The sequence below is a fragment of the Nocardioides speluncae genome (assembly GCF_003121585.1).
In the GTDB taxonomy this organism is placed as follows: Bacteria; Actinomycetota; Actinomycetes; order Propionibacteriales; family Nocardioidaceae; genus Nocardioides; species Nocardioides speluncae.
This window is the reverse complement of the sequence record NZ_QEOO01000011.1, coordinates 294,137-315,202: the sequence shown is the minus strand read 5'-3', so window position 1 is coordinate 315,202 and position 21,066 is coordinate 294,137. Positions and strand designations below refer to the sequence as shown.

At 70.3% G+C, this 21,066-nt stretch carries 20 protein-coding genes; 13 read left to right on the top strand and 7 right to left on the bottom strand.

Annotated features, from left to right (window positions below):
• Positions 1–7: 7 nt before the first annotated feature.
• Positions 8–403, top strand: a complete 396-nt coding sequence (locus DDV73_RS06375) for a TIGR03618 family F420-dependent PPOX class oxidoreductase (protein ID WP_109506373.1) — start codon at positions 8–10, stop codon at positions 401–403.
• Between the two features lie 24 nt (positions 404–427).
• On the opposite strand, the gene DDV73_RS06370 is transcribed toward DDV73_RS06375, so the two are convergent.
• Positions 428–823 (bottom strand): VOC family protein, encoded by a 396-nt coding sequence (locus DDV73_RS06370; protein WP_109506372.1) that lies wholly within the window; start codon positions 821–823, stop codon positions 428–430.
• Positions 824–1,036: 213 nt separating this feature from the next.
• Here DDV73_RS06370 and dnaE point away from each other — a divergent pair, with 213 nt between their 5' ends.
• The 3 genes from dnaE (at position 1,037) to DDV73_RS06355 (ending at position 6,878) form a co-directional block, all read left to right on the top strand.
• Positions 1,037–4,603 carry a DNA polymerase III subunit alpha gene (gene dnaE / locus DDV73_RS06365; RefSeq protein WP_109506371.1) on the top strand — a complete coding sequence of 1,189 codons (3,567 nt, stop codon included), beginning with the start codon at positions 1,037–1,039 and terminating at the stop codon, positions 4,601–4,603.
• Between the two features lie 10 nt (positions 4,604–4,613).
• On the top strand, positions 4,614–5,129 hold the full coding sequence (locus DDV73_RS06360) for a hypothetical protein (RefSeq protein WP_109506370.1): 516 nt from the start codon (positions 4,614–4,616) through the stop codon (positions 5,127–5,129).
• A 108-nt stretch (positions 5,130–5,237) separates the two neighbouring features.
• Positions 5,238–6,878, top strand: coding sequence for a DUF3352 domain-containing protein (locus DDV73_RS06355; protein WP_109506369.1), 1,641 nt, complete (start codon positions 5,238–5,240; stop codon positions 6,876–6,878).
• Here DDV73_RS06355 and DDV73_RS06350 read toward each other — a convergent pair.
• A complete protein-coding gene (locus tag DDV73_RS06350; RefSeq protein ID WP_206050735.1) occupies positions 6,875–7,564 on the bottom strand; it encodes a TetR/AcrR family transcriptional regulator in 690 nt (229 codons plus the stop codon). The two genes, DDV73_RS06355 and DDV73_RS06350, sit on opposite strands and share 4 nt — an antisense overlap.
• Before the next feature lie 120 nt (positions 7,565–7,684).
• On the opposite strand from DDV73_RS06350, the gene DDV73_RS06345 reads away from it, so the two are divergent.
• On the top strand, positions 7,685–8,557 hold the full coding sequence (locus tag DDV73_RS06345) for an SGNH/GDSL hydrolase family protein (RefSeq protein WP_109506368.1): 873 nt from the start codon (positions 7,685–7,687) through the stop codon (positions 8,555–8,557).
• 5 nt (positions 8,558–8,562) lie between these two features.
• On the opposite strand, the gene ybaK is transcribed toward DDV73_RS06345, so the two are convergent.
• A complete protein-coding gene (gene ybaK, locus DDV73_RS06340; protein ID WP_109506367.1) occupies positions 8,563–9,057 on the bottom strand; it encodes a Cys-tRNA(Pro) deacylase in 495 nt (164 codons plus the stop codon).
• Positions 9,057–9,725 carry an LON peptidase substrate-binding domain-containing protein gene (locus tag DDV73_RS06335; RefSeq protein ID WP_109506366.1) on the bottom strand — a complete coding sequence of 223 codons (669 nt, stop codon included), beginning with the start codon at positions 9,723–9,725 and terminating at the stop codon, positions 9,057–9,059. Before DDV73_RS06335 ends, ybaK begins: the two co-directional genes overlap by 1 nt.
• 303 nt (positions 9,726–10,028) lie before the next feature.
• Here DDV73_RS06335 and hisD point away from each other — a divergent pair, with 303 nt between their 5' ends.
• From hisD to hisF, 6 genes are read left to right on the top strand one after another with little or no spacing between them, the layout of a single operon-like run.
• Entirely contained in the window at positions 10,029–11,321 is a 1,293-nt protein-coding gene (gene hisD / locus DDV73_RS06330; protein WP_109506365.1) for a histidinol dehydrogenase, read from the top strand.
• Entirely contained in the window at positions 11,318–12,397 is a 1,080-nt protein-coding gene (locus tag DDV73_RS06325; protein WP_109506364.1) for a histidinol-phosphate transaminase, read from the top strand. The genes hisD and DDV73_RS06325 overlap by 4 nt, the downstream gene beginning before the upstream one ends.
• A complete protein-coding gene (gene hisB / locus DDV73_RS06320; RefSeq protein ID WP_109506363.1) occupies positions 12,394–13,002 on the top strand; it encodes an imidazoleglycerol-phosphate dehydratase HisB in 609 nt (202 codons plus the stop codon). Before DDV73_RS06325 ends, hisB begins: the two co-directional genes overlap by 4 nt.
• Positions 12,999–13,628, top strand: coding sequence for an imidazole glycerol phosphate synthase subunit HisH (gene hisH, locus DDV73_RS06315; protein ID WP_109506362.1), 630 nt, complete (start codon positions 12,999–13,001; stop codon positions 13,626–13,628). The genes hisB and hisH overlap by 4 nt, the downstream gene beginning before the upstream one ends.
• On the top strand, positions 13,625–14,365 hold the full coding sequence (priA, locus tag DDV73_RS06310) for a bifunctional 1-(5-phosphoribosyl)-5-((5-phosphoribosylamino)methylideneamino)imidazole-4-carboxamide isomerase/phosphoribosylanthranilate isomerase PriA (RefSeq protein ID WP_109506361.1): 741 nt from the start codon (positions 13,625–13,627) through the stop codon (positions 14,363–14,365). The genes hisH and priA overlap by 4 nt, the downstream gene beginning before the upstream one ends.
• A complete protein-coding gene (gene hisF, locus DDV73_RS06305) occupies positions 14,362–15,123 on the top strand; it encodes an imidazole glycerol phosphate synthase subunit HisF (protein ID WP_109506360.1) in 762 nt (253 codons plus the stop codon). Before priA ends, hisF begins: the two co-directional genes overlap by 4 nt.
• On the opposite strand, the gene DDV73_RS06300 is transcribed toward hisF, so the two are convergent.
• Genes DDV73_RS06300 through DDV73_RS06290 form a run of 3 tightly spaced genes read right to left on the bottom strand, consistent with a single transcriptional unit; the run spans position 15,120 to position 17,062 of the window.
• Positions 15,120–15,899 (bottom strand): hypothetical protein, encoded by a 780-nt coding sequence (locus DDV73_RS06300; RefSeq protein ID WP_109506359.1) that lies wholly within the window; start codon positions 15,897–15,899, stop codon positions 15,120–15,122. The two genes, hisF and DDV73_RS06300, sit on opposite strands and share 4 nt — an antisense overlap.
• Positions 15,896–16,375, bottom strand: coding sequence for a SigE family RNA polymerase sigma factor (locus DDV73_RS06295; protein ID WP_109506358.1), 480 nt, complete (start codon positions 16,373–16,375; stop codon positions 15,896–15,898). The genes DDV73_RS06300 and DDV73_RS06295 overlap by 4 nt, the downstream gene beginning before the upstream one ends.
• Before the next feature lie 57 nt (positions 16,376–16,432).
• A complete protein-coding gene (locus DDV73_RS06290; RefSeq protein WP_109506357.1) occupies positions 16,433–17,062 on the bottom strand; it encodes a TIGR03085 family metal-binding protein in 630 nt (209 codons plus the stop codon).
• A gap of 167 nt (positions 17,063–17,229) precedes the next feature.
• Here DDV73_RS06290 and DDV73_RS06285 point away from each other — a divergent pair, with 167 nt between their 5' ends.
• Together DDV73_RS06285 and DDV73_RS06280 are read left to right on the top strand one after the other, a co-directional pair.
• Positions 17,230–19,059 (top strand): ABC transporter ATP-binding protein, encoded by a 1,830-nt coding sequence (locus tag DDV73_RS06285; protein WP_240617151.1) that lies wholly within the window; start codon positions 17,230–17,232, stop codon positions 19,057–19,059.
• Positions 19,056–20,855 carry an ABC transporter ATP-binding protein gene (locus tag DDV73_RS06280; protein WP_109506355.1) on the top strand — a complete coding sequence of 600 codons (1,800 nt, stop codon included), beginning with the start codon at positions 19,056–19,058 and terminating at the stop codon, positions 20,853–20,855. Before DDV73_RS06285 ends, DDV73_RS06280 begins: the two co-directional genes overlap by 4 nt.
• The last annotated feature ends 211 nt before the right edge of the window (positions 20,856–21,066 follow it).

Sequence of the window (21,066 nt, the reverse complement as noted above, 5' to 3'; positions counted from 1 at the left end):
TGGATCCGTGCCTACGACACTGACCGACGAGATCGTCGCCTTCCTGTCCGCAGCCAACCCCGCCGTGATCGCCTCGGTCCGCCCGGACGGGCAGCCGGTGACGGTCGCGACGTGGTACCTGCTCGAGGACGACGGCCGGATCCTGGTGAACATGGACGCCCGCCGCAAGCGCCTGGAGTACCTGCGCGCCGACCCACGCGTCTCGCTGACCGTGCTCAGCGCAGACGGCTGGTACCAGCACATCAGCGTGCAGGGCCGGATCACCGAGTGGCGCGACGACGAGGGGCTGGCCGACATCGACCGGCTGTCGCGTCACTACCGAGAGGACGCGTACCCGAACCGGGAGCGGCCGCGAGTGAGCGCCTGGATCGAGATCGACCGCGCTCACACCTGGGGCGCTTAGTTCAAGCGCCGACCGGCGTCGTACTCACTGTTCGGTCGGAGCGGTCTCCCAGAGCCCGATCAGGTTTCCCTCGGTGTCGGTGAAGTAGCCGGTGAAGCCCATGTCGCCGACCGCCATCCGCGGGGTGACGGTCTTGCCTCCGGCAGCCTCGACCTGCTTGAGCGCCTCGTCGACACTGGGTACGTCGATGACCAGGTTGGGCGCCTTGCCGGGGAACTGCTCGCTGCGCTCGAACAGCCCGCCGTTGATGAAGCCGGGCTCGGTCGGCCCGGTCTCCGGGTCGCTCGGCCCCGTCATCACGATCGTGTACTCCATCACGGGTACCTGCATCAGCTGCCAGCCGAACGCGCCGCTGTAGAAGTTCCGCGCCCGCTCGCCGTCGTCGAAGGGGATCTCGAAGTGCACCACTTTGCCGGACATCTCACGGTCCTCCTGTCGGTGGATGTGCGTACTATCACGCACTTTTCTCCTCCCGACGACGCCGGTCAAGGCGGTCTGGGCCGGTTGTCGGTGGGCCGTTCTAGGGTCGCCCGAGGACACCCTGAGCGCCTCCCCAAGCGGTTGCCGGAGCGGGTTAGGGTGGAGGCCTTCCCCAAGGGTCGACGGGTCACGAGCGGCAGGAGTGGTTAGTTCATGGCGGGTGGCTCTGGGGACGGATTTGTGCACCTGCACGTGCACACCGAGTACTCCATGCTCGACGGCGCTGCGCGGCTGGGGGACCTTGCGGCGCGGACCGCCGAGCTCGGCATGGACGCGATCGCGATGACCGACCACGGCAACGTGTTCGGTGCCTACGAGTTCTACAAGAAGGCCAAGGCCGCGGGCGTCAAGCCGATCATCGGCATGGAGGCTTACGGCACTCCGAACATCTCCCGGTTCGAGCGCAAGGGCGTCAACTTCTACGGCGGCGGTCCGGACGACGTGTCGGCCCGCGGCGCATATACCCACATGACGCTGCTGGCCGAGACCACCGAGGGCATGCACAACCTGTTCCGGCTCTCGACCGGAGCCTGGCGCGACGGCTTCTTCAAGCAGCCGCGCGTGGACCGCGACCTGCTCCAGCAGTACGGCAGGGGGGTGATCGCCACGACGGGGTGCCCCTCCGGGGAGGTGCAGGTGCATCTGCGCCACGGCAACTACGACGCGGCCCGGCAGGCGGCCGGCGACTTCCAGACCATCCTCGGCCGTGAGAACTACTTCCTGGAGCTGATGGACCACGGGCTCGACATCGAGAACCGGGTCCGTGACGGCCTGCTGCGGCTGGCCAAGGACCTGCAGATCCCGCTGCTGGCGACCAACGACTCCCACTACGTCAAGCGGGAGGACGCCAGGTCCCAGGAGCACCTGCTCTGCATCAACTCCGGCAGCACCATGACCATCCCGGCCGGCGACGGCCCCGGGCAGCGGTTCGCTTTCAGCGGCGACGGCTACTACATCAAGTCGCCGCAGGAGATGCGTGCGCTGTGGGCCGACCGGAACGGGCTGCCCGAGGCCTGCGACAACACGCTCTGGATCGCCGAGCGGTGCGACGTCGAGTTCACCGAGGGCAACGGCACCTACATGCCGAAGTTCCCGTGCCCCGAGGGCGAGAACGAGGAGTCCTGGCTGGTCAAGGAGGTCGAGAAGGGCCTCCACTTCCGCTACCCGACCGGAATCCCCGACGAGGTCCGCAAGCAGGCGGAGTTCGAGCTCGGCGTGATCCTGCAGATGGGCTTCCCGGGCTACTTCCTGGTGGTCGCCGACTTCATCAACTGGGCCAAGGACAACGGCATCCGGGTCGGGCCGGGCCGCGGCTCGGGCGCCGGGTCGATGGTCGCCTACGCGATGCGGATCACCGACCTCGACCCGCTCCAGCACGGCCTTATCTTCGAGCGGTTCCTGAACCCGGACCGGGTCTCGATGCCCGACTTCGACATCGACTTCGACGAGCGTCGGCGCGGCGAGGTGATCCGGTACGTCACCGACAAGTACGGCGACGACCGGGTCGCGATGATCGTCACCTACGGCACCATCAAGGCCAAGCAGGCGGTCAAGGACTCCTCGCGGATCCTCGGCTACCCGTTCGCGATGGGCGACCGGATCACCAAGGCGATGCCGCCGGCGGTGATGGGCAAGGACGTCCCGCTCAAGGAGATCTTCGACCCCGAGCACAAGCGGTACGGCGAGGGGGGCGAGTTCCGCGCCCTCTACGACTCCGACAACGACGTCCGGACCGTGGTCGACACCGCCATCGGCATCGAGGGCCTGAAGCGGCAGTGGGGCGTGCACGCGGCCGGCGTGATCATGTCCAACGAGCCGCTGATCGACGTGATCCCGCTGCTCAAGCGGCCCGCCGACGGCGCGATGATCACCCAGTTCGACTACCCCACCTGTGAGGGCCTCGGCCTGATCAAGATGGACTTCCTCGGGCTGCGCAACCTGACGGTGCTCGACGACACCGTCCGCCACATCGAGGCCAACCGCGGCGAGCAGATCGTGCTCGAGGAGCTCGAGCTCAACGACCCCGCGACGTACACCCTGCTCCAGCGCGGCGACACCCTCGGGGTCTTCCAGCTCGACGGCGGGCCGATGCGGGCGCTGCTGCGCTCGATGCGCCCCGACGTCTTCGAGGACATCTCCGCGGTCGGCGCGCTGTACCGGCCCGGCCCGATGGGCGCGGACTCCCACAACAAGTACGCCCGCCGCAAGACCGGCCGTGAGCCGGTAGAGCCGATCCACCCCGAGCTGGCCGAGGCGCTCGAGGAGATCCTCGGTGAGACCTACGGCCTGATCGTCTATCAGGAGCAGGTGATGGCGATTGCCCAGCAGCTGGCCGGCTACACGCTCGGTCAGGCCGACCTGCTGCGCCGCGCGATGGGCAAGAAGAAGAAGGCCGAGCTGGACAAGCAGTTCGAGACCTTCTCCGGCGGCATGAAGGAGCGCGGCTTCTCGATGGCCGCGGTCAGGACGCTGTGGGACATCCTGCTGCCGTTCTCCGACTACGCCTTCAACAAGGCCCACTCCGCGGCGTACGGCGTGGTGTCCTACTACACCGCCTACCTCAAGGCGAACTACGCACCCGAGTACATGGCCGCGCTGCTGACGTCGGTGAAGGACGACAAGGACAAGATGGCGGTGTACCTCAACGAGTGCCGCCGGATGAAGATCCAGGTGCTGCCGCCGGACGTCAACGAGTCGCAGTCGAACTTCACTCCGGTCGGCAACGACATCCGGTTCGGGCTGACCGCGGTCCGCAACGTCGGCGCGAACGTCGTGGACGGGATCGTGCAGGGGCGCCGCGAGAAGGGCCGGTACGTCGACTTCAACGACTTCATGGACAAGGTGCCCGCGCTGGTCTGCAACAAGCGGGTGATCGAGTCGCTGATCAAGGCCGGTGCCTTCGACGACATGAAACACAAGCGCCGGTCGCTGGTCGCCATCCATGAGACCGCGGTCGATCAGTACGTCGACATCAAGAAGAACGAGGCGATCGGTCAGGACTCGCTGTTCGCCGGTCTGGACGACATGGACGGCGGCGGCGCCGGCTTCGGGATCTCGGTGACGCTGCCCGACATCGACGAGTGGGACAAGACCACCCTGCTCGGCCACGAGCGGGACATGCTCGGCCTCTACGTGTCCGACCACCCGCTGCTCGGCCTGGAGCACGTGCTGGCCAACGGCACCGACTGCACCATCGGCCAGCTGATGCTCGACGAGGAGCGGCCCGACGGCTCGTCGATCACGATCTCCGGGCTGGTCACCTCGGTGCAGCGCAAGATCACCAAGCGTGGTGACGCCTGGGCGATGGTGACCCTGGAGGACCTGGAGGGCGCGATCGACGTACTCCTGTTCCCGAGCGCCTACCAGCTGGCCAGCACCTACCTCAACGAGGACGCCATCCTCACCGTCAAAGGCAGGCTCTCGCGGAGCAAGGACCAGCCCGAGGTGCACGGCCAGGAGATCAGCGTTCCCGACCTCACCGAGGCGCAGACCGGACCGGTCGGGATCCGGCTGCCGCAGACCCGGTGTACGCCGGACACGGTGGCGCATCTGAAGGACATCCTGCGGGCCCACGCCGGCACCACCGAGGTCCGGCTGAACCTGGTGACCCGGGAGAGCACTATCGTGGTGCGCCTGGACGACGGGCTGCGAGTGACCCCGACGCCCGCCTTGTTCGCCGATCTGAAGCAACTATTAGGACCAGGATGCTGTGTTGATTGAGGATGGGCAGTTGATCACCGAGCGGCCCGCCGAGACGTCGGCGCCGGACCGCGGCGCGGCGCGACAGGCCTCGCTTATCATCGGCATCTTCGTGGTGGTCGGCGCCGGCTGCGGCGTGCTCTGGGAGCGGTTCTGGACCGCTCCGACGGGCATCGTCTTCGAGGGCAAGTGGTACCTCGTCGGCCCGGACGCGGTGGACTCCTTCGACGGCACCGGCCGCTACATCCTGATCGCTGCCATCGCCGGACTGTTGCTCGGGACGGTGCTCAGCCTGGCCCTCGATCGCGACGAGGTGGCGACCCTGGTCGGGGTCGCGGTCGGTTCGCTGCTGGCCGCGCTGGTGATGGCGTGGGTCGGCAACCTGCTCGGCCCGCCGGACCCACGCGAGCTGGCGCCCGACAAGGAGGACTCCACCGAGCTGGTCTCCGACCTGCGGGTCGAGGGCCGGAGTCCGTACGTCGCCTTCCCGGCCGGCGCCCTCACCGGGGCAGTGATCGTCTGGTTCGGCCTCAGCCGGAGGGCTTAAACCTGATCCACGATCAGGGTTCAACGGGAACTCCGCGGGTAGGTTCCCCGTCACACAGACACGCCGGGGCCGTCCGAGGCCCGGGTTCTCGACCAGGGGGTAACCACCGTGTCCGACCAGATCCCGCAGCCACCAGGCCAGCATGAAGTCCTGACCTCGCCGGGCGGCGCACCCGTGCCCCCCGGCGGCAGCTCGGGTGGCAGGTTCGGCGGCCGGGCACTCGTGGTGACCGGCATCGCGGTCGGTGGCGCGGCGCTGCTCGGCGGGGGAGTCTGGGCCGCGATCTCGTTCCTCGGCGCCGGGCCGCAGCCGGCCGAGGCGCTGCCGGACTCGACGATCGGCTACGTCAGTATCGACCTCGACCCGAGTGGCAAGCAGAAGATCGAGGGCATCAAGACGCTGCGCAAGTTCGAGGCCTTCCGCGACGAGGTCGACCTCGACCCGAACGCCGACCTGCGCGAGGAGCTGTTCGATCTCATCCAGGAGGACGCCGGCTGTGACTCGCTCGACTACGACGACGACATCGAGCCGTGGATCGGCAAGCGGGCCGGCTTCGCGGCCGTCGACCTCGGTGGCGACGAGCCGGTCCCGGCGATCGTCGTACAGACCAGCAGCGCCAAGAAGGCCGAGGACGGCGTCAAGGCACTCAAGGACTGCCTGGGCGGCGACTCAACCGGCCACGCGATCAAGGGCGACTGGCTGATCCTGGCCGAGGACCAGGACACCGCCGACGAGCTGCTCGAGGCGACCGAGAAGGCGAGCCTGGCCGATGACGAGGACTACCAGAAGTGGACCGACGAGGTCGGTGACCCGGGCTTCGTGAACCTGTACGCCGCACCCGAGGCCGGTCCCTATATCGCGGACCTGGTCGCGAGCGAGCTGGGCGCCGACACCGACCTCACCTACGACGACGAGCCGGTCGCTCCCGACCCGGCCACCGAAGAGATCGAGAAGGCGTTCGAGGACTTCCAGGGCATGGCCGGCACCATCCGCTTCGCGGGCGGCTCGGTCGAGCTCGAGGTCGCCGGGCAGACCGGCGATGACGCCGTCACCGCCGCGATCGGCGCCGGGGACGCCGGTGACGACGTACTCGCGACGCTCCCGGAGGACACCGCCGCGGCGTATGGCGTTGGCTTCGGCGAGGACTGGTTCGAGCCGGTGGTCGAGCAGCTGCTCGCGGCGACCGGCGAGGAGTCGACCATCGACGAGGTGGTCGCCGACCTGGAGGCTGAGTCTGGGCTGGCCCTGCCGGAGGACGCCGAGACCCTCGCTGGTGAGTCGCTGGCGATCGCGCTGGGCGGGAACACCGACGCCGAGGCCTTCGACAGCGGTGACCCGTCCGAGATCGAGGCCGGGCTGAAGGTCAAGGGGGAGCCGGACGACATCGAGCAGGTGCTCGACAAGCTCCGACCGCAGGCCGCGGAGGAGGGGGAGACCCTCGTGTCCGAGGAGGGCGACGACGGCACGGTGGCGATCGGCATGAACGAGAGCTACATCGGCACCCTCACCGAGGACGGCGATCTCGGCGGTAGCGACACCTTCCAGTCGGTCGTCCCGGATGCCGATGACGCCTCATCGGTCCTCTTCGTCAACTTCGACGCGAGCGACGACTGGCTCGACACGCTGCTGCGCGACCTTGGGGCACCCGAGGAGATCGTCGACAACGTCGCGCCGCTGTCCGCGCTCGGACTCTCGACCTGGACCGAGGACGGCGTATCGCACGGCCTCTTGAAGGTCACCACCGACTAGCTCGGCCGGGTCCCGAACATCGCGAGCGTGGCCGCGACCAGCCCCGGCAGCAGATCGGGGAGCGCGGCCGCGCCGCGAGTTCGGATGCAGTGGTACACCTGGCCGTCGATGCCGGCCACCAGGACCTCGAACAGGCTGTCGTCCGACCTCGGCCACGGCGGTCCGCCCGGGCGGCGGGTCAGCTCGTAGGCCTGGCCCATCCGGTGGGCGAAGGTGCTCTGCATCCGAACGCGCTGTTCGTAGATCTCCGGGCCGGCGTTGAGGGTCTCCACGACCAGGCCCCACGCAGCCGTCGGATGGGCTGCGAGGGTCTCCAGGTAGGTCCGCAGCGGGACCTCGACGAAGCTGCGCCAGTCGCCCTCGGCCAGGTCGGACACGGCGCTGTCCAGGTTGCTGACGATGAACTCCTCGGCCATCGTGAAGGCAGCGGCGAAGCAGGCCTGCTTGCTGGCGAAGTGCTCGTAGAAGGTACGCCGGGAGACGCCGGCCCTGGTGACGACGTCGGCGATCGTGGTCGCCGGATAGCCCTTCTCGGTGAGCGCGTCGAACAGCGCGAACAGCAGCCGCCCCTGCTGGGAGGCGAGGACCTCCTCGACGGTCAGCTGGTGCCGGCCGCTCGGCAGCCGCGGCAGGCCGCCTGAGACGGCCGCCTGCCGTACGTCGATCGGCTCGGGCTGGATGCTCACCCCAGCGACCTTACCGGTTTCGGGAACTCAGGAGTTCCTCACTCTTGCGCGGGTGTGACGGCCGACACTACGGTTCCGGGTACGCGTTAGTTTCTCATTCGAGCCTCCCAAGGAGCCGGCATGTCGCGTCGTACCTCTCGGACCCGGATCGGGTCAGCCTTCGCCGCCCTCGCTGCCGGAGCGGCGTTGCTCACCACGGCTCCGGCCACGGCCGCCGACGACCCGCCGAGCTACGTCGCGCTGGGCGACTCGTTCGTCTCCGGGCCGCTGATCCCGAACCAGGTCGACCTGCCGTGTGGTCGCTCCGACCACAACTATCCGCACCTGGCCGCGGCGGCCGTCGGCGCCTCGCTGACCGACGTCAGCTGTGGGGGAGCGCGGATCCAGGACATGACCGGCCGCCAGTTCCCCTGGACCGCGCCTCAGTTCGACGCGCTGCAGCCGGACACCGACATCGTGACCGTCGGCATCGGCGGCAACGACCTGCCCTTCGCCGAGGTGGTCGGAGTGTGCGGCGGGCTGGGCGCGCTCCAGCCGTTCGGCAAGCCGTGCACGACGTACTACAACCGCGGCGGCGTCGACGAGCTGGCGCAGCGGATGGCGACGCAGCTCGAGCCGCGGCTCACCGACGTCGTGAAGACGATCAAGCAGCGCTCACCGCAGGCCCGGGTGCTGTTCGTCGGCGTACCGTCGGTGATCCCCGAGTCCGGGCCGTCGTGCTGGAGCCTGAACGTGCCGATCGCGCCCGGCGACTACCCGTACCTGGTCAAGGTCACCAAGAACCTCAACCGCACCTTCGCCAAGGCGGCAGCCAACGCGGGCGCCGAGTTCGTGGACATCTACCCGAACAGCCTCGGTCACGACATCTGCAAGCCGATCGGGGTGCGCTGGGTCGAGGGCATCATTCCCGGCGCCGTCGCGGCGCCGGTACACCCGAACCTGCTGGGCATGGAGGGCGCGGCCGAGGTGGTCGCCGCCACAATCGCCGGCTAGCTGGGCTACGGCCGGCCGATCTGGTCGGTGGTCGCCTCGGTGACCCGGACCAGGTCGGCGGGCGCCAGCTCGAGGTCGAGGCCGCGCCGGCCCCCGGACACGAAGACCGTCGGGTGCACCGACGCCGAGCTGTCCACGACGGTCGGGTGCGCGCGCTTCTGGCCGACGGGAGAGATGCCGCCGACGACGTACCCGGTGGCGCGTTCGGCGGCGGCCGGGTCGGCCATCACCGCTCTGCTGCCGCCGAGCGCGCGCGCCAGTGCCTTGAGGTCGAGCTGGCCGCCGACCGGCACCACGGCCACCGCGAGCCGATCGTCGACGCGCGCGAGCAGCGTCTTGAAGACCCGCTCGGATGGGACGCCGAGCGCCTCGGCCGCCTCCAGGCCGTACGACGCGGCGCGTGGGTCGTGCTCGTAGGTGTGGGCCGTGAACTCGACGCCGGCCGCGGTCAGGGCGACGGTGGCCGGCGTACCGCCGGGGCGCTTCGACTTCTTCGCCATCAGTTGGGCGACCAGCGGGTGCGGGCGACCTCGGTCGCCGGCAGTGAGGGGACCGCGCGCATCGCGCTGAGCTCGTCGTGCAGCATCTCCGCGATCATCGCCAGCCGGAGCTCGACGGTCTCGGCCTCCAGCAGCGCCTGCCGCTGCCGCATGGTCAGCAGGCAGGTCGCGGCCAGGCTCCAGGCGAGGTACGCCGGGTCGTGCGGCAGGTCGCCGGCGAGGACCTCCGAGCCCCGCAGCTCCGACAGCTCCTCGCGGTAGCGCGTGAAGAGCGCCAGCGTGCGCTCGGCGACCTCGGGATGTACGCCGTCGTCGGTCTCGGTGAGGCGCACGACCTCTCCGCTAAGGTAGGCGTTGCTGGTGTCGACCGCGTCCAGCCGGACCCGGCCGCGCCCGACCGCGACGATGTCGAAGGTGCCGTCCTCGTGCGCCTCGACCTCGGTCAGCTGGAGGTAACAGCCGATCCGGTGCAGCGACTGCCCGCCGTGGTCGCCCACCTCGTAGCCCTCGCGGATCGCGAACGATCCGAACAGCCGCTCCGCAGGGTCGTCAACCGTCAGCAGCTTGTGAACCAGCGCCCGGTAGCGGTCCTCGAACACGTGCAGCGGCACCGAGACACCGGGAAACAGCACGGTGTTCAGCGGGAACATCGGCATCGTCTCGGTCACACCTCCGACCCTAGCCCGCCGCCAGCGGAGCTCCGGGTCAAAGCCAGTCTTCGCAGGCTCAGACTTGCGTTGACCCGGCCCTTCTTGACGCCGTCGCGCGCTGACCCGGCCCGAATTCACGCGAGCGTGCGCCGACCCGGCCCGTCTTGACCGGGACGATGTCAAGACGGGCCGGGTCAGCGGTCTGCGGCGTGAAATCAGGCCGGGTCAGCGGTTGTGGGCGTCGACATGGGCCGGGTCGGCGAAATCCCACGGGAGGTCGCCGAGGCAGGGCCGGACGGTAGCGGAACTAGACTTCTGTCCATGATGCGCCGGATCGACCTCAGGGGAGCAGAGGCTCCTGTCGACTACCGGTCCGCGGTGCCGCGGGCCGACTTCGACGTCGAGGCTGCGCTGCATGTGGTCAAGCCGATCTGCGACGACGTCCGGGACCGCGGAGTCGCGGCGATCGCCGAGTACGCCGCGAGGTTCGACGGTGTCGAGCAGACCGAGGTCGCGGTACCAGCCGACGCCATCGCCGCGGCGCTGGAGCGGCTCGACCCGGACGTTCGTGCCGGGCTGGAGGAGTCGATCGCGCGGCTGCGGACCACCTGCGAGGCCGAGCGCGAGCAGGACGTGACCACCGAGGTGGCGCCGGGCGCCCGGGTCACTCACCGGCTGGTGCCGGTGGACCGAGTCGGGCTGTACGTGCCGGGCGGGGTCGCACCGCTGGTGTCCAGCGTGGTCATGAACGTGGTCCCCGCGCAGGTCGCCGGCGTGCCGTCGATCGCGCTCTCATCGAGCCCGCAGAAGGAGCACGACGGTCTGCCGCACCCGACGATCCTGGCCGCCTGCGCGCTGCTCGGCATCGACGAGGTGTACGCCGTCGGCGGAGCCCAGGCGATCGCGATGTTCGCGTACGGCGCCGGGCCGTGCCGCCGGGTCGACCTGGTCACCGGCCCCGGCAACATCTACACCGTCTCCGCGAAGCGGCTGCTCAAGGGCATCGTCGGCATCGACTCCGAGGCCGGCCCGACCGAGATCGCGATCCTCGCCGACGACACCGCCGACGCGGCGTACGTCGCCGCCGACCTGATCAGCCAGGCCGAGCACGACCCGCTCGCGGCGTCGGTGCTGGTGACCGACGCCGAGCAGCTGGTGACCGCCGTCGAGGCCGAGCTCGAGACCCAGGTGGCCGCCACCAAGCACGTCGAGCGGGTACGCACCGCGCTCACCGGCAAGCAGTCGGCGATCGTCCTGGTCGACGGCGTCGAGCAGGGTCTGGACGTGGTCAACGCCTACGCCGCCGAGCACCTTGAGATCCACACGCGCGACGCGACCGCGGTGGCGGCCAAGGTCCGCAACGCCGGTGCCGTCTTCGTCGGCCCGCACGCGCCGGTCTCCCTCGGCGACTACTGCGCCGGCTCCAACCACGTGCTGCCCACCGCGGGCTGCGCGTGCCACTCGTCGGGCCTATCGGTGCGCAGCTTCCTGAAGGCCGTGCACGTTGTCGACTACACACAGGCAGCGCTGGAGCAGGTCGCCGACCACGTGATCGCGCTCGCCGAGGCCGAGGACCTGCCGGGGCACGCCGCGGCGGTGCGGGTACGCCGATGACGTTCCCGCCGATCCGCGACGAGCTGCGCGGGCTGGAGCCGTACGGCGCGCCCCAGCTCTCCAAGGACACAGCACCGGTTCAGCTCAACGTCAACGAGAACCCGTACCCGCCGTCAGAAGCAGTCGTCGCCGACATCGCCAAGGCGGTGGCGGAGGCTGCGGCGACCCTGAACCGCTACCCGGACCGGGAGTTCACCGAGCTCCGGGAGGCGCTCGCCGCGTATCTCGGCCACGGCGTCAGCCCGAGCCAGATGTGGGCCGCCAACGGGTCCAACGAGGTGATGCTGCAGCTGCTGCAGGCGTTCGGCGGGCCTGGCCGGACCGCGCTGAGCTTCGCGCCGACGTACTCGATGTACCCCGAGTACGCCCGCGACACGGTCACCGAGTGGGTCGTCGGGCACCGCGAGACCGACTTCTCGCTCGATCTCGACGCCGCGCGCGCCAAGGTCAAGGAAATCCGGCCGCACGTCGTACTCCTGCCGTCGCCGAACAACCCCACCGGCACCGCCCTGCCACCCGAGGCCGTCTCGATGCTCTGCGAGGCCGCAGGCGACGGGATCGTCGTCGTCGACGAGGCGTACGGCGAGTTCCGCAGGACCGGCACCCCGAGCGCGCTCGAACTGCTGCCGGCGTACCGGAACTTGGTCGTCACCCGGACCATGAGCAAGGCGTTCGCGCTCGCCGGTGCCCGGCTCGGCTACCTCGCGGCGGCGCCGGAGATCTGCGACGCGATCCGGGTGGTCCGGCTGCCGTACCACCTGAGCGCGGTCACCCAGGCCACCGCGCTCGCTGCGCTCCGGCACGCGCCGGAGCTGCTCGGGGCCGTTGACGCGCTGCGGGCCGAGCGCGACACGACGGTCGACTGGCTGCGCGACCAGGGGCTCCAGGTCGCCGACAGCGACGCGAACTTTGTGCTGTTCGGGGTGTTCGGCGACCGGCACGCGGTCTGGCAGGGCATGCTCGACCGCGGCGTACTCATCCGCGAGACCGGCCCCGACGGCTGGCTCCGGGTCTCGGTCGGCACCCCCGACGAGATGACAGCTTTCAAGAACGCACTCACGGAGGTGCTGACATGACCGACCGACGCCGGATCTCGACGATCGAGCGGACGACCAAGGAGTCGAAGGTCCACGTCGAGCTCGACCTCGACGGCACCGGCAAGGCCCAGGTCTCGACCAACGTCGGGTTCTACGACCACATGCTCGGCTCGTTCGCCCGGCACGCGCTGCTCGACCTGACCGTGCACACCATGGGCGACACCCACATCGACGCCCACCACACCGTCGAGGACACCGCGATCGTGCTCGGTGAGGCGATCCGCGAGGCGCTCGGCGACAAGCGCGGTATCCGCCGCTTCGGCGACGCCACCGTGCCGCTCGACGAGGCGCTGGTGCACGCGGTCGTCGACGTGTCCGGGCGGCCCTACTGCGTGCACACCGGCGAGCCCGAGGGCCAGAACTTCGTCACCATCGGCGGGGACTACCTGGGCTCGCTGACCCGGCACGTCTTCGAGACGATCGCCTTCCACGCCCAGATCGCGCTGCACATCCGGGTGCTCGCCGGCCGCGACCCGCACCACATCGTGGAGACCCAGTTCAAAGCGTTCGCGCGGGCGTTCCGGGCCGCGATCGAGATCGACCCGCGGGAGAAGGGCATCCCTTCGACGAAGGGTTCTTTGTGACCGAGGTCGTTGTTCTCGACTACGGCTCCGGCAACCTCCGCTCCGCTGTCCGCGCCCTCGAGCGTGCGGGCGCGAAGGTCACCCTGACCGCCGACTTCGAGACCGGACTCGCGGCCGACGGACTGGTGGTGCCGGGCGTCGGGGCGTACGCCGCGTGCATGGCCGGGCTGCGGGCGGTCAAGGGCGAACGGCTGATCGGGCGGCGGCTGGCCGGTGGCCGGCCGGTGCTCGGGATCTGCGTCGGGATGCAGGTGCTGTTCGAGCGCGGGGTCGAGCACGGCGTGGAGACCGACGGCTGCGACGAGTGGCCCGGCGTTGTCGAGCGGCTGCAGGCGCCCGTCGTACCGCACATGGGCTGGAACACCGTGTCGGTCCCCGAGGGCACCTCGCTGTTCGCGGGCGTCGAGGACGAGCGGTTCTACTTCGTCCACTCGTACGGCGTCCGCGACTGGACGCTGGTCACCGACGGCCGCACCCGCGCGCCTCTGGTCACCTGGGCCGAGCACGGCGGTGACCGCTTTGTGGCTGCAGTCGAGAACGGGCCGCTGTCCGCGACCCAGTTCCACCCCGAGAAGTCCGGCGACGCCGGTGCCGCACTACTACGAAACTGGGTGAAGTCCCTGTGAGCAGCTACCTCGAGCTCCTGCCCGCCGTCGACATCGCGGACGGCCAGGCCGTCCAGCTCGTGCAGGGCGTGGCGGGGTCGGAGAAGCGGTTCGGTGACCCGATCGAGGCCGCGCTGCGGTGGCAGGAGGCCGGCGCGGAGTGGATCCACCTGGTCGACCTGGACGCCGCGTTCGGGCGCGGCCACAACCGTGACCTGCAGGCCAAGATCGTCGGCACCCTCGACATCGACGTCGAGATGAGCGGTGGCATCCGCGACGACGACTCGCTGGCCGCTGCCATGGGAACCGGCTGCCGCCGGGTCAACATCGGCACCGCCGCGCTGGAGCAGCCGGAGTGGTGTGCGGCCGCGATCGCCGAGTACGGCGACCGGGTCGCGGTGGGTCTGGACGTCCGCGGCCGGACGCTCGCCGCGCGAGGCTGGACCCGCGAGGGCGGTGACCTGTACGACGTCCTCGCCCGACTGGACGGCGAGGGCTGTGCCCGCTACGTGGTCACCGACGTCAACAAGGACGGCATGCTCCAAGGTCCCAACCTCGACCTGCTGCGCAACGTGTGTGCCACGACCGACCGGCCGGTCGTGGCCTCCGGCGGGATCACCGAGCTGGCCGACCTGGAGGCGCTGCAGGGGCTGGTCGGTGAGGGGGTCGAGGGCGCGATCATCGGCACCGCGCTCTATGAAGGCCGGTTCACCCTCGAGGACGCGCTCGCGCTGACGCTGCCCGGGGACCGGCCTTGAGCCTCGCCGTACGCGTGATCCCGTGCCTGGACGTGGACGCCGGCCGGGTGGTCAAGGGCGTCAACTTCCAGGAGCTGCGGGACGCGGGCGACCCGGTCGAGCTGGCCCGGGTGTACGACGCGGAGGGCGCCGACGAGCTGACCTTCCTCGACATCTCCGCCTCCCACGAAGGCCGTGCGACCACGATGGAGATCGTGTCGCGCACCGCCGAGGAGGTCTTCATCCCGCTCACCGTGGGCGGGGGAGTGGCCGCGGTCGAGGACGTGGACCGGCTGCTGCGCGCGGGCGCCGACAAGGTCGCGGTGAACACTGCCGCGATCCGGCGGCCGGAGCTGGTCGCGGAGATCGCGGACCGGTTCGGCAGCCAGGTGCTGGTCCTGTCGGTCGACGCCCGGCGCGCGGCCGGAACTGAAAGCGGCTTCGAGGTCACCACCCACGGCGGCCGCCAGTCGGCCGGCCTGGACGCGGTCGAGTGGGCGGCCCGCGCGACCGAGCTCGGGGCAGGGGAGATCCTGCTCAACGCGATGGACGCCGACGGCACCCAGGCGGGCTTCGACCTGGACCTGATCCGAGCGGTCCGGGCGGTCGTGACCGTGCCGGTGATCGCCTCCGGCGGCGCCGGGGCAACCGAGCACTTCCCACCGGCGGTCGCGGCCGGTGCCGACGCCGTACTCGCTGCGAGCGTCTTCCACTTCGGCACGCTCCGGATCGGCGACGTCAAGCGAGGCCTCGCCGACTCGGGCATTCCGGTGCGCTAGTCGAGGACCCCGTAGTGGTCGAGCACTCGACCGTCCGCGTCGTACGTCCAGACGGTGGCATCGTCGAGGTCCTCCTGGGAGATCCCGTCGGGCATCCAGAACAACGCCAGCCCCTTCCCGACCGTTGCCTCGAAGGTCCGCCCGTCAACGACGATGAGAACGGCGTCGACCGCGTCCGACACCTGCCCCACGCCACTGACCTTCTGGAGTGGGCCGGTGAACCCTGGGCCCGATCCTGGGTCCTGCGGCTCCGTTGATCCGGCGCTGAGGGTGATCATCGAGTAGTGCTTGTCCGGTGGCAGCTCTTGCCAGTCATGGCCGCCCCAGCCTCCGACCTGCCACTCGCCCTGCTCGCGGCTGAGAGTGCACTTGGCGAGGTCGTGGTCGACACGCCAGATGATGATCGCGACCCGGCCCCGGGCATCTGCCGCTACCGGCCGGGCATTGGCCGGAACCGAGATGCCGATGCCACGGAGTGCCTCACGGCATCTCCCTCCGGCCTCCTTGAGCTCCCACGGCGGCAGGTTCACCAGGTCCGCGCCCCAGGCTTTGACGGCGGGACGAACCGGCGGGGGCTCTGGGGAGCGTGTTGCCAGCGAGATGCCCGCCGCTCCGATCACCGACGCCGCCGTCACCGCGGTGGCGATGCGGCTCATACGTCGGCGACGCAGCCGGGCGCCTCGACGCAGGATGTCGTCGACCGGGCGGTCGAGGACGACGTCCGCCGTACCGGTCCGCAGCGCGTCGAGAACCATGCTCTCGGTTGACGCGTTCATCGGTTGGTCCCTTCGGTCTCGACGAGGTGTGTCCGCAAGGTGGCGAGCGCGTGATGTAGGTGTGCCGTGACCGTCCCAGGCGCGATGCCGAGCCAGTCGGCGGTGGCTGCGGTGTTGAGATCGAGCAAGTAGCGCAGCACCACCACCTCTCGCTGCCGCCTGGGCAGCCGGCGTACGGCGGCGACGAGGTCGCTCGGTGGTTCGCCGTCGGTCGTCGCCGAGTCCGGCGGCCGGTCCCACACGACCTCGCGCCGGCGCTTCCGCCACCAAGAGATATTGGCGTTGACCGCGGTCCGCACGACCCATGCGGACGGATGCTTCAAGGCGCGTACCTTGCGCCACGACGCCCAGGCCCGGGCGAATGCCTCGGCCACGGCGTCCTCTGCCTCGACGGATCTCACTCCGCTGGCGAGGACCGCCCGTAGGCACCGGTCCTTGTTGGCGGCGTAGAACTCGACGAACTCACGGTTGCTCACACCGGAATGACGCACGACAGGCCCCGGGGACTTAGTCCGTCGAGATTCTCATGCCGCTCAGATCCCGAGCTTGGCCTTCTTGAGCTTCTCGACGCGCTCGCCCGGCCCCGAGAACTCCAGGTCGCCCAGCTGGCCGCGGCCGTAGAGGAACATCACGATCTCGCTGGGCAGGCCGCGGATCACGACCGGGTCATCGCCCCGGCGCAGCGTCGCCGTCGACCCGTCGTCGGCGCGCTCGATGACGACCGGCACGCCCGCCGGCCGGACCAGGCCGCGGCCGTTCATGCTCGCGACCCGCCACAGCATCTTCTCCTGACCGTCGGTCAGCGTGCGCGGCGTCCAGCCCGGCTGGGCGCGGCGGATGTCCTCGTGGTGAACGAAGAACTCGGCGGTGTTCAGAAGTGCGTCGACCGGCCCGACCGCGGCCCAGGTGATCCGCGGCTTGCGGAGCTGGTCGACCAGCAGCGCGAGGTCGGCGCGGGCGTACTTCTCGCTGACCTTCCTGGTGCCGCCGGACAGCGCTGGCACCAGGATCCCCGGCGAGCCGACCAGGCTGCGCTCGCGGACCAGGAGGTGGATGACCAGGTCCTTGACCGTCCAGTCCCCGCATAGCGTCGGCGCGTCCTCGCCGATCTCGAGAGCGAGGTCGCAGAGGGCTTCGCGCTCGGCGCGCGCAAACGAGTTCATGGGTCGAGGTTAGTGCGGGCGCCGGGCGTGACCGGGCGGCGTCCACCGCCGCCCGCCGAATAATCCACTGGGGAATGTCGGAGGCGCCTCCTAATGTTGGCTGGGCAGTGCGAGTTGCGAGAGATACGGGCGAGGAGAGTGCGAGCCAGGTGACGGCTGAGGCGATAGTGGGACCGGAGCGATCGACCCGCAGGGCGACCCTGCGCGACGGGTTCGCCGTCCTCTGGGTCGCGATCAAGCGCGAACCCCGGATCTTCGCCCTCTCGACCGTCGGGAGCCTGCTGTTCGGCGCGCTGACCGTCGCCGATGCGTGGGTGCTCGGCTGGGCCACCGAGCACGTCGTACTCCCCGCCTTCCGCGACGGCGAGATCGGCGCCGGCCTGCTCTGGGCGGTGCTCGGCCTCTTCCTCGGCGTGGCGATCCTGCGCGCGGTCGGCATCGTCGCGCGCCGGCTCGGCGCGGGTGTCATGCAGTACCGGATGCAGGCCCACTACCGGCGCGCGGTCACCCGCCAGTACCTCTCGCTTCCGATGGAGTGGCACCAGCGCCACCCGACCGGCCAGCTGCTGTCCAACGCCAACTCCGACGTCGAGGCCGCGTGGGGTCCGATCGCGCCGCTGCCGATGGCGGTCGGCACGGTCGCGATGATGCTGATCGCGGTCGGCCAGATGCTTCTCGCCGACCTGATGCTCGCCCTGATCGGGCTGCTGGTCTTCCCGGCGGTGATCGGGGCCAACCTCGCCTACCAGCGGCTGGCCTCGCCGCTGATGACCAAGGCCCAGGCTCTGCGCGCCGAGGTCAGCGAGATCGCCCACGAGTCGTTCGACGGGGCGATGGTGGTCAAGACCCTGGGCCGTGAGGGCGAGGAGACCGCCCGTTTCGCGGCCAAGGCCCACGAGCTCCGCAACGTGTCGATCAAGGCCGGCCGGATCCGGGCTGTGTTCGACCCGACCCTGGCCGCGCTGCCCAACATCGGCGTACTCATCGTCCTCGCGGTCGGTGTCTCTCGCGTTCTCCACGGCCAGACCGGCGCCGGCGAGGTCGTGACCGTGGCCTACCTGCTGACGATCGTGTCCTTCCCGATCCGGTCGATCGGCTGGCTGCTGGGCGAGTTCCCGCGCAGCGTGGTCGGCTTCGACCGGGTGCACACCGTGCTCGACGCCACCGGCGAGATGGAGTACGGCGCGCGCCGGCTCGACGGCGGCAAGTCCGGCCAGCCCGTCGGGGGCGCCCGGCTGGACGTCGACCACCTCGCCTACGCCTACGACCGCGACCAGCCGGTCCTCGACGAGGTGACCTTCACCGTCGAGCCGGGCCGGACGGTCGCGCTGGTCGGCGCCACCGCCTCCGGCAAGTCCACGCTCACCGGCCTGATGACCCGCCTGGTCGACCCGGACGGCGGCGCGATCCGGGTGGACGGGGTCGATCTGCGCGACCTGCGCCGCGGCGCATTGGCCGAGTCGGTCGCGGTGGTTCCGCAGACCGCGTTCCTCTTCGACGACACCGTCCGCGGCAACGTCACCCTCGGCGCCGACATCCCCGACGCCGAGGTCTGGGCGGCGCTGCGGACCGCCCAGGCAGACGGCTTCGTGGCCGCCCTGTCCGATGGTCTTGACACCAAGCTGGGGGAGCGCGGCACCTCGCTCTCCGGAGGTCAGCGGCAGCGGATCTCGCTGGCCCGGGCGCTCGTGCGCCACCCGCGGCTGCTGATCCTCGACGACGCGACCAGCGCGGTCGACCCGGAGGTCGAGGCTCGGATCCTGGGTGCGCTCCGGTCCGGTGACGGTGACGCGACCCTGGTGGTGGTCGCCTACCGCAAGGCCACGATCGGCCTGGCCGACGAGGTGATCTTCCTCGACGAGGGCCGGGTCGCCGCACGTGGCCCGCATGACGAGCTGCTGGAGCGCAGCCCCGACTACGCCAATCTGGTCAATGCCTACGAGCAGCCCGAGGCCGGCGACGGCCGCGAGCCGCAGCTGACGGGGGAGGGTCGATGAGCGCGACGGTAGCCGCCGGGACCACCGTCGAGACCGGCGAGGAGATCGGTGCGATCGAGACGCTGCGCCGTGGCGTGGCCTTCTCGCCCGAGCTCAAGGAGGGTTTCGTCGGCACCCTGCTGCTCGCCGTACTCGCGACCCTCGGCCAGGTCATCGTGCCGATCGCGGTCCAGCAGACGCTGGACCGCGGCCTCAACGGTCCGGACGGTCCGGACGTGTCGTTCATGGTGAGCATGGGCCTGGTCGCCGGTGCCGCGATCCTGCTGACCAGCATCGCGTCGTACGCCATGACCGCGCGACTGTTCTCCCGCGCCGAGCACGGCCTGGCCACGCTGCGGATCAAGGCGTTCCGGCATGTGCACGACCTGCCGCTGCTAACGCAGAACACCGAGCGCCGCGGCGCGCTGGTGTCCCGGGTGACCAGCGACGTCGACCAGATCAGCCAGTTCCTGGTTTTCGGCGGGATCATGTTCGTGGTCAGCGTCGGCCAGATGCTGGTCGCGACCGTGATCATGGCGATCTACAGCTGGCAGCTGACCCTGGTGGTCTGGCTCTGCTTCCTGCCGCTGTTCCTGTCGCTGCGCTTCTTCCAGCGCAAGCTGTCCGACGCCTACGGCACGGTCCGGCAACAGGTCGGCGCGATGCTGTCGGCGATCTCGGAGCCGGTGGTCGGAGCGGCCGTGGTCCGGTCGTACGCCGTGGAGCACCGCACCCAGGCCCGCATCGACGAGGCCATCGCCCGGCACCAGTCGGCGAGCACCCGCGCCCAGGGCTACACGGCGTTCTCCTTCTCCCTCGGCGGCATCTCCGCCGGCCTGGCCAACGCCGGCGTGCTGGTGATCGGCATCTGGCTGGGCTTCGCGGATCAGATCACCGCCGGTGAGGTGCTGGCGTTCGCGTTCCTCGTGACTCTGTTCGTCGGCCCGGTGCAGTTCGGCACCCAGATCCTCACCGACGCCCAGAACGCGATCGCCGGCTGGCGCCGGGTGATCGGCATCCTCGAGACGCCGGCCGACCTGGTCGACCCAGGGCCGGACGGCGAGGTGCTGCCGCGCGGGCCGATCGACATCGAGCTGCGCGAGGTCACCTTCGCCTACCCGGGCGGCCCACCGGTGCTGCACGACGTGTCGCTGCGGATCGAGTCCGGCAGCCGGATCGCGGTGGTGGGGGAGACCGGCTCCGGCAAGTCGACCGTGGCCAAGCTGCTGACCCGGCTGATGGACCCGACCTCGGGCTCGGTGCTGCTCGACGGCGTCGACGTCCGCGACATCGGCGACGCCTCGCTGCGGCGCTCGGTGGTGCTGGTGCCTCAGGAGGGCTTCCTGTTCGACGACACGCTCGCGGCCAACGCCCGCTACGGCAAGCTCGACGCCACAGACGAGGAGATCGTCGCCTCGGCCGCCGAGCTGGGCCTGGCCGACTGGCTGGCTGGGCTGCCGCGCGGGCTTCGGACCCCGGTCGGCCAGCGCGGTGAGTCGCTGTCCGCGGGCGAGCGGCAGCTGGTCGCCCTGCTCCGCGCCCACCTCGCCGACCCCGACCTGCTGGTCCTCGACGAGGCCACCAGCGCCGTCGACCCGGCCCTCGAGATGCGGATCGGCCAGGCGCTGGAGCGCCTGATGTCCGGCCGTACGTCGGTCACCATCGCCCACCGGCTCACCACCGCCGAGAACGCCGACGAGGTGATCGTGGTCGACCGCGGCCGCGTCGTTCAGCGCGGCCCGCACGCCGACCTGGTCGCCGAAGGCGGCGTCTACGGCGGCCTCCACGCCTCCTGGGTCGCCCAACAAGGCAAGTAGCTCGCGCCGACCCGGCCCGTGTTCACGTCGTACGTCGCTGACCCGGCCGGTGTTCACGCCGTACGTCGCTGACCCGGCCCGTCTTCACGTCGTACGTCGCCCACCCGGCCCGTGTTGACATGACTCACGTCAACACGGGCCGGGTCAGCGGCCTGGAGCGTCAACACGGGCCGGGTCGACGGTGGGTGGCGTGAACACGGGCCGGGTCGGC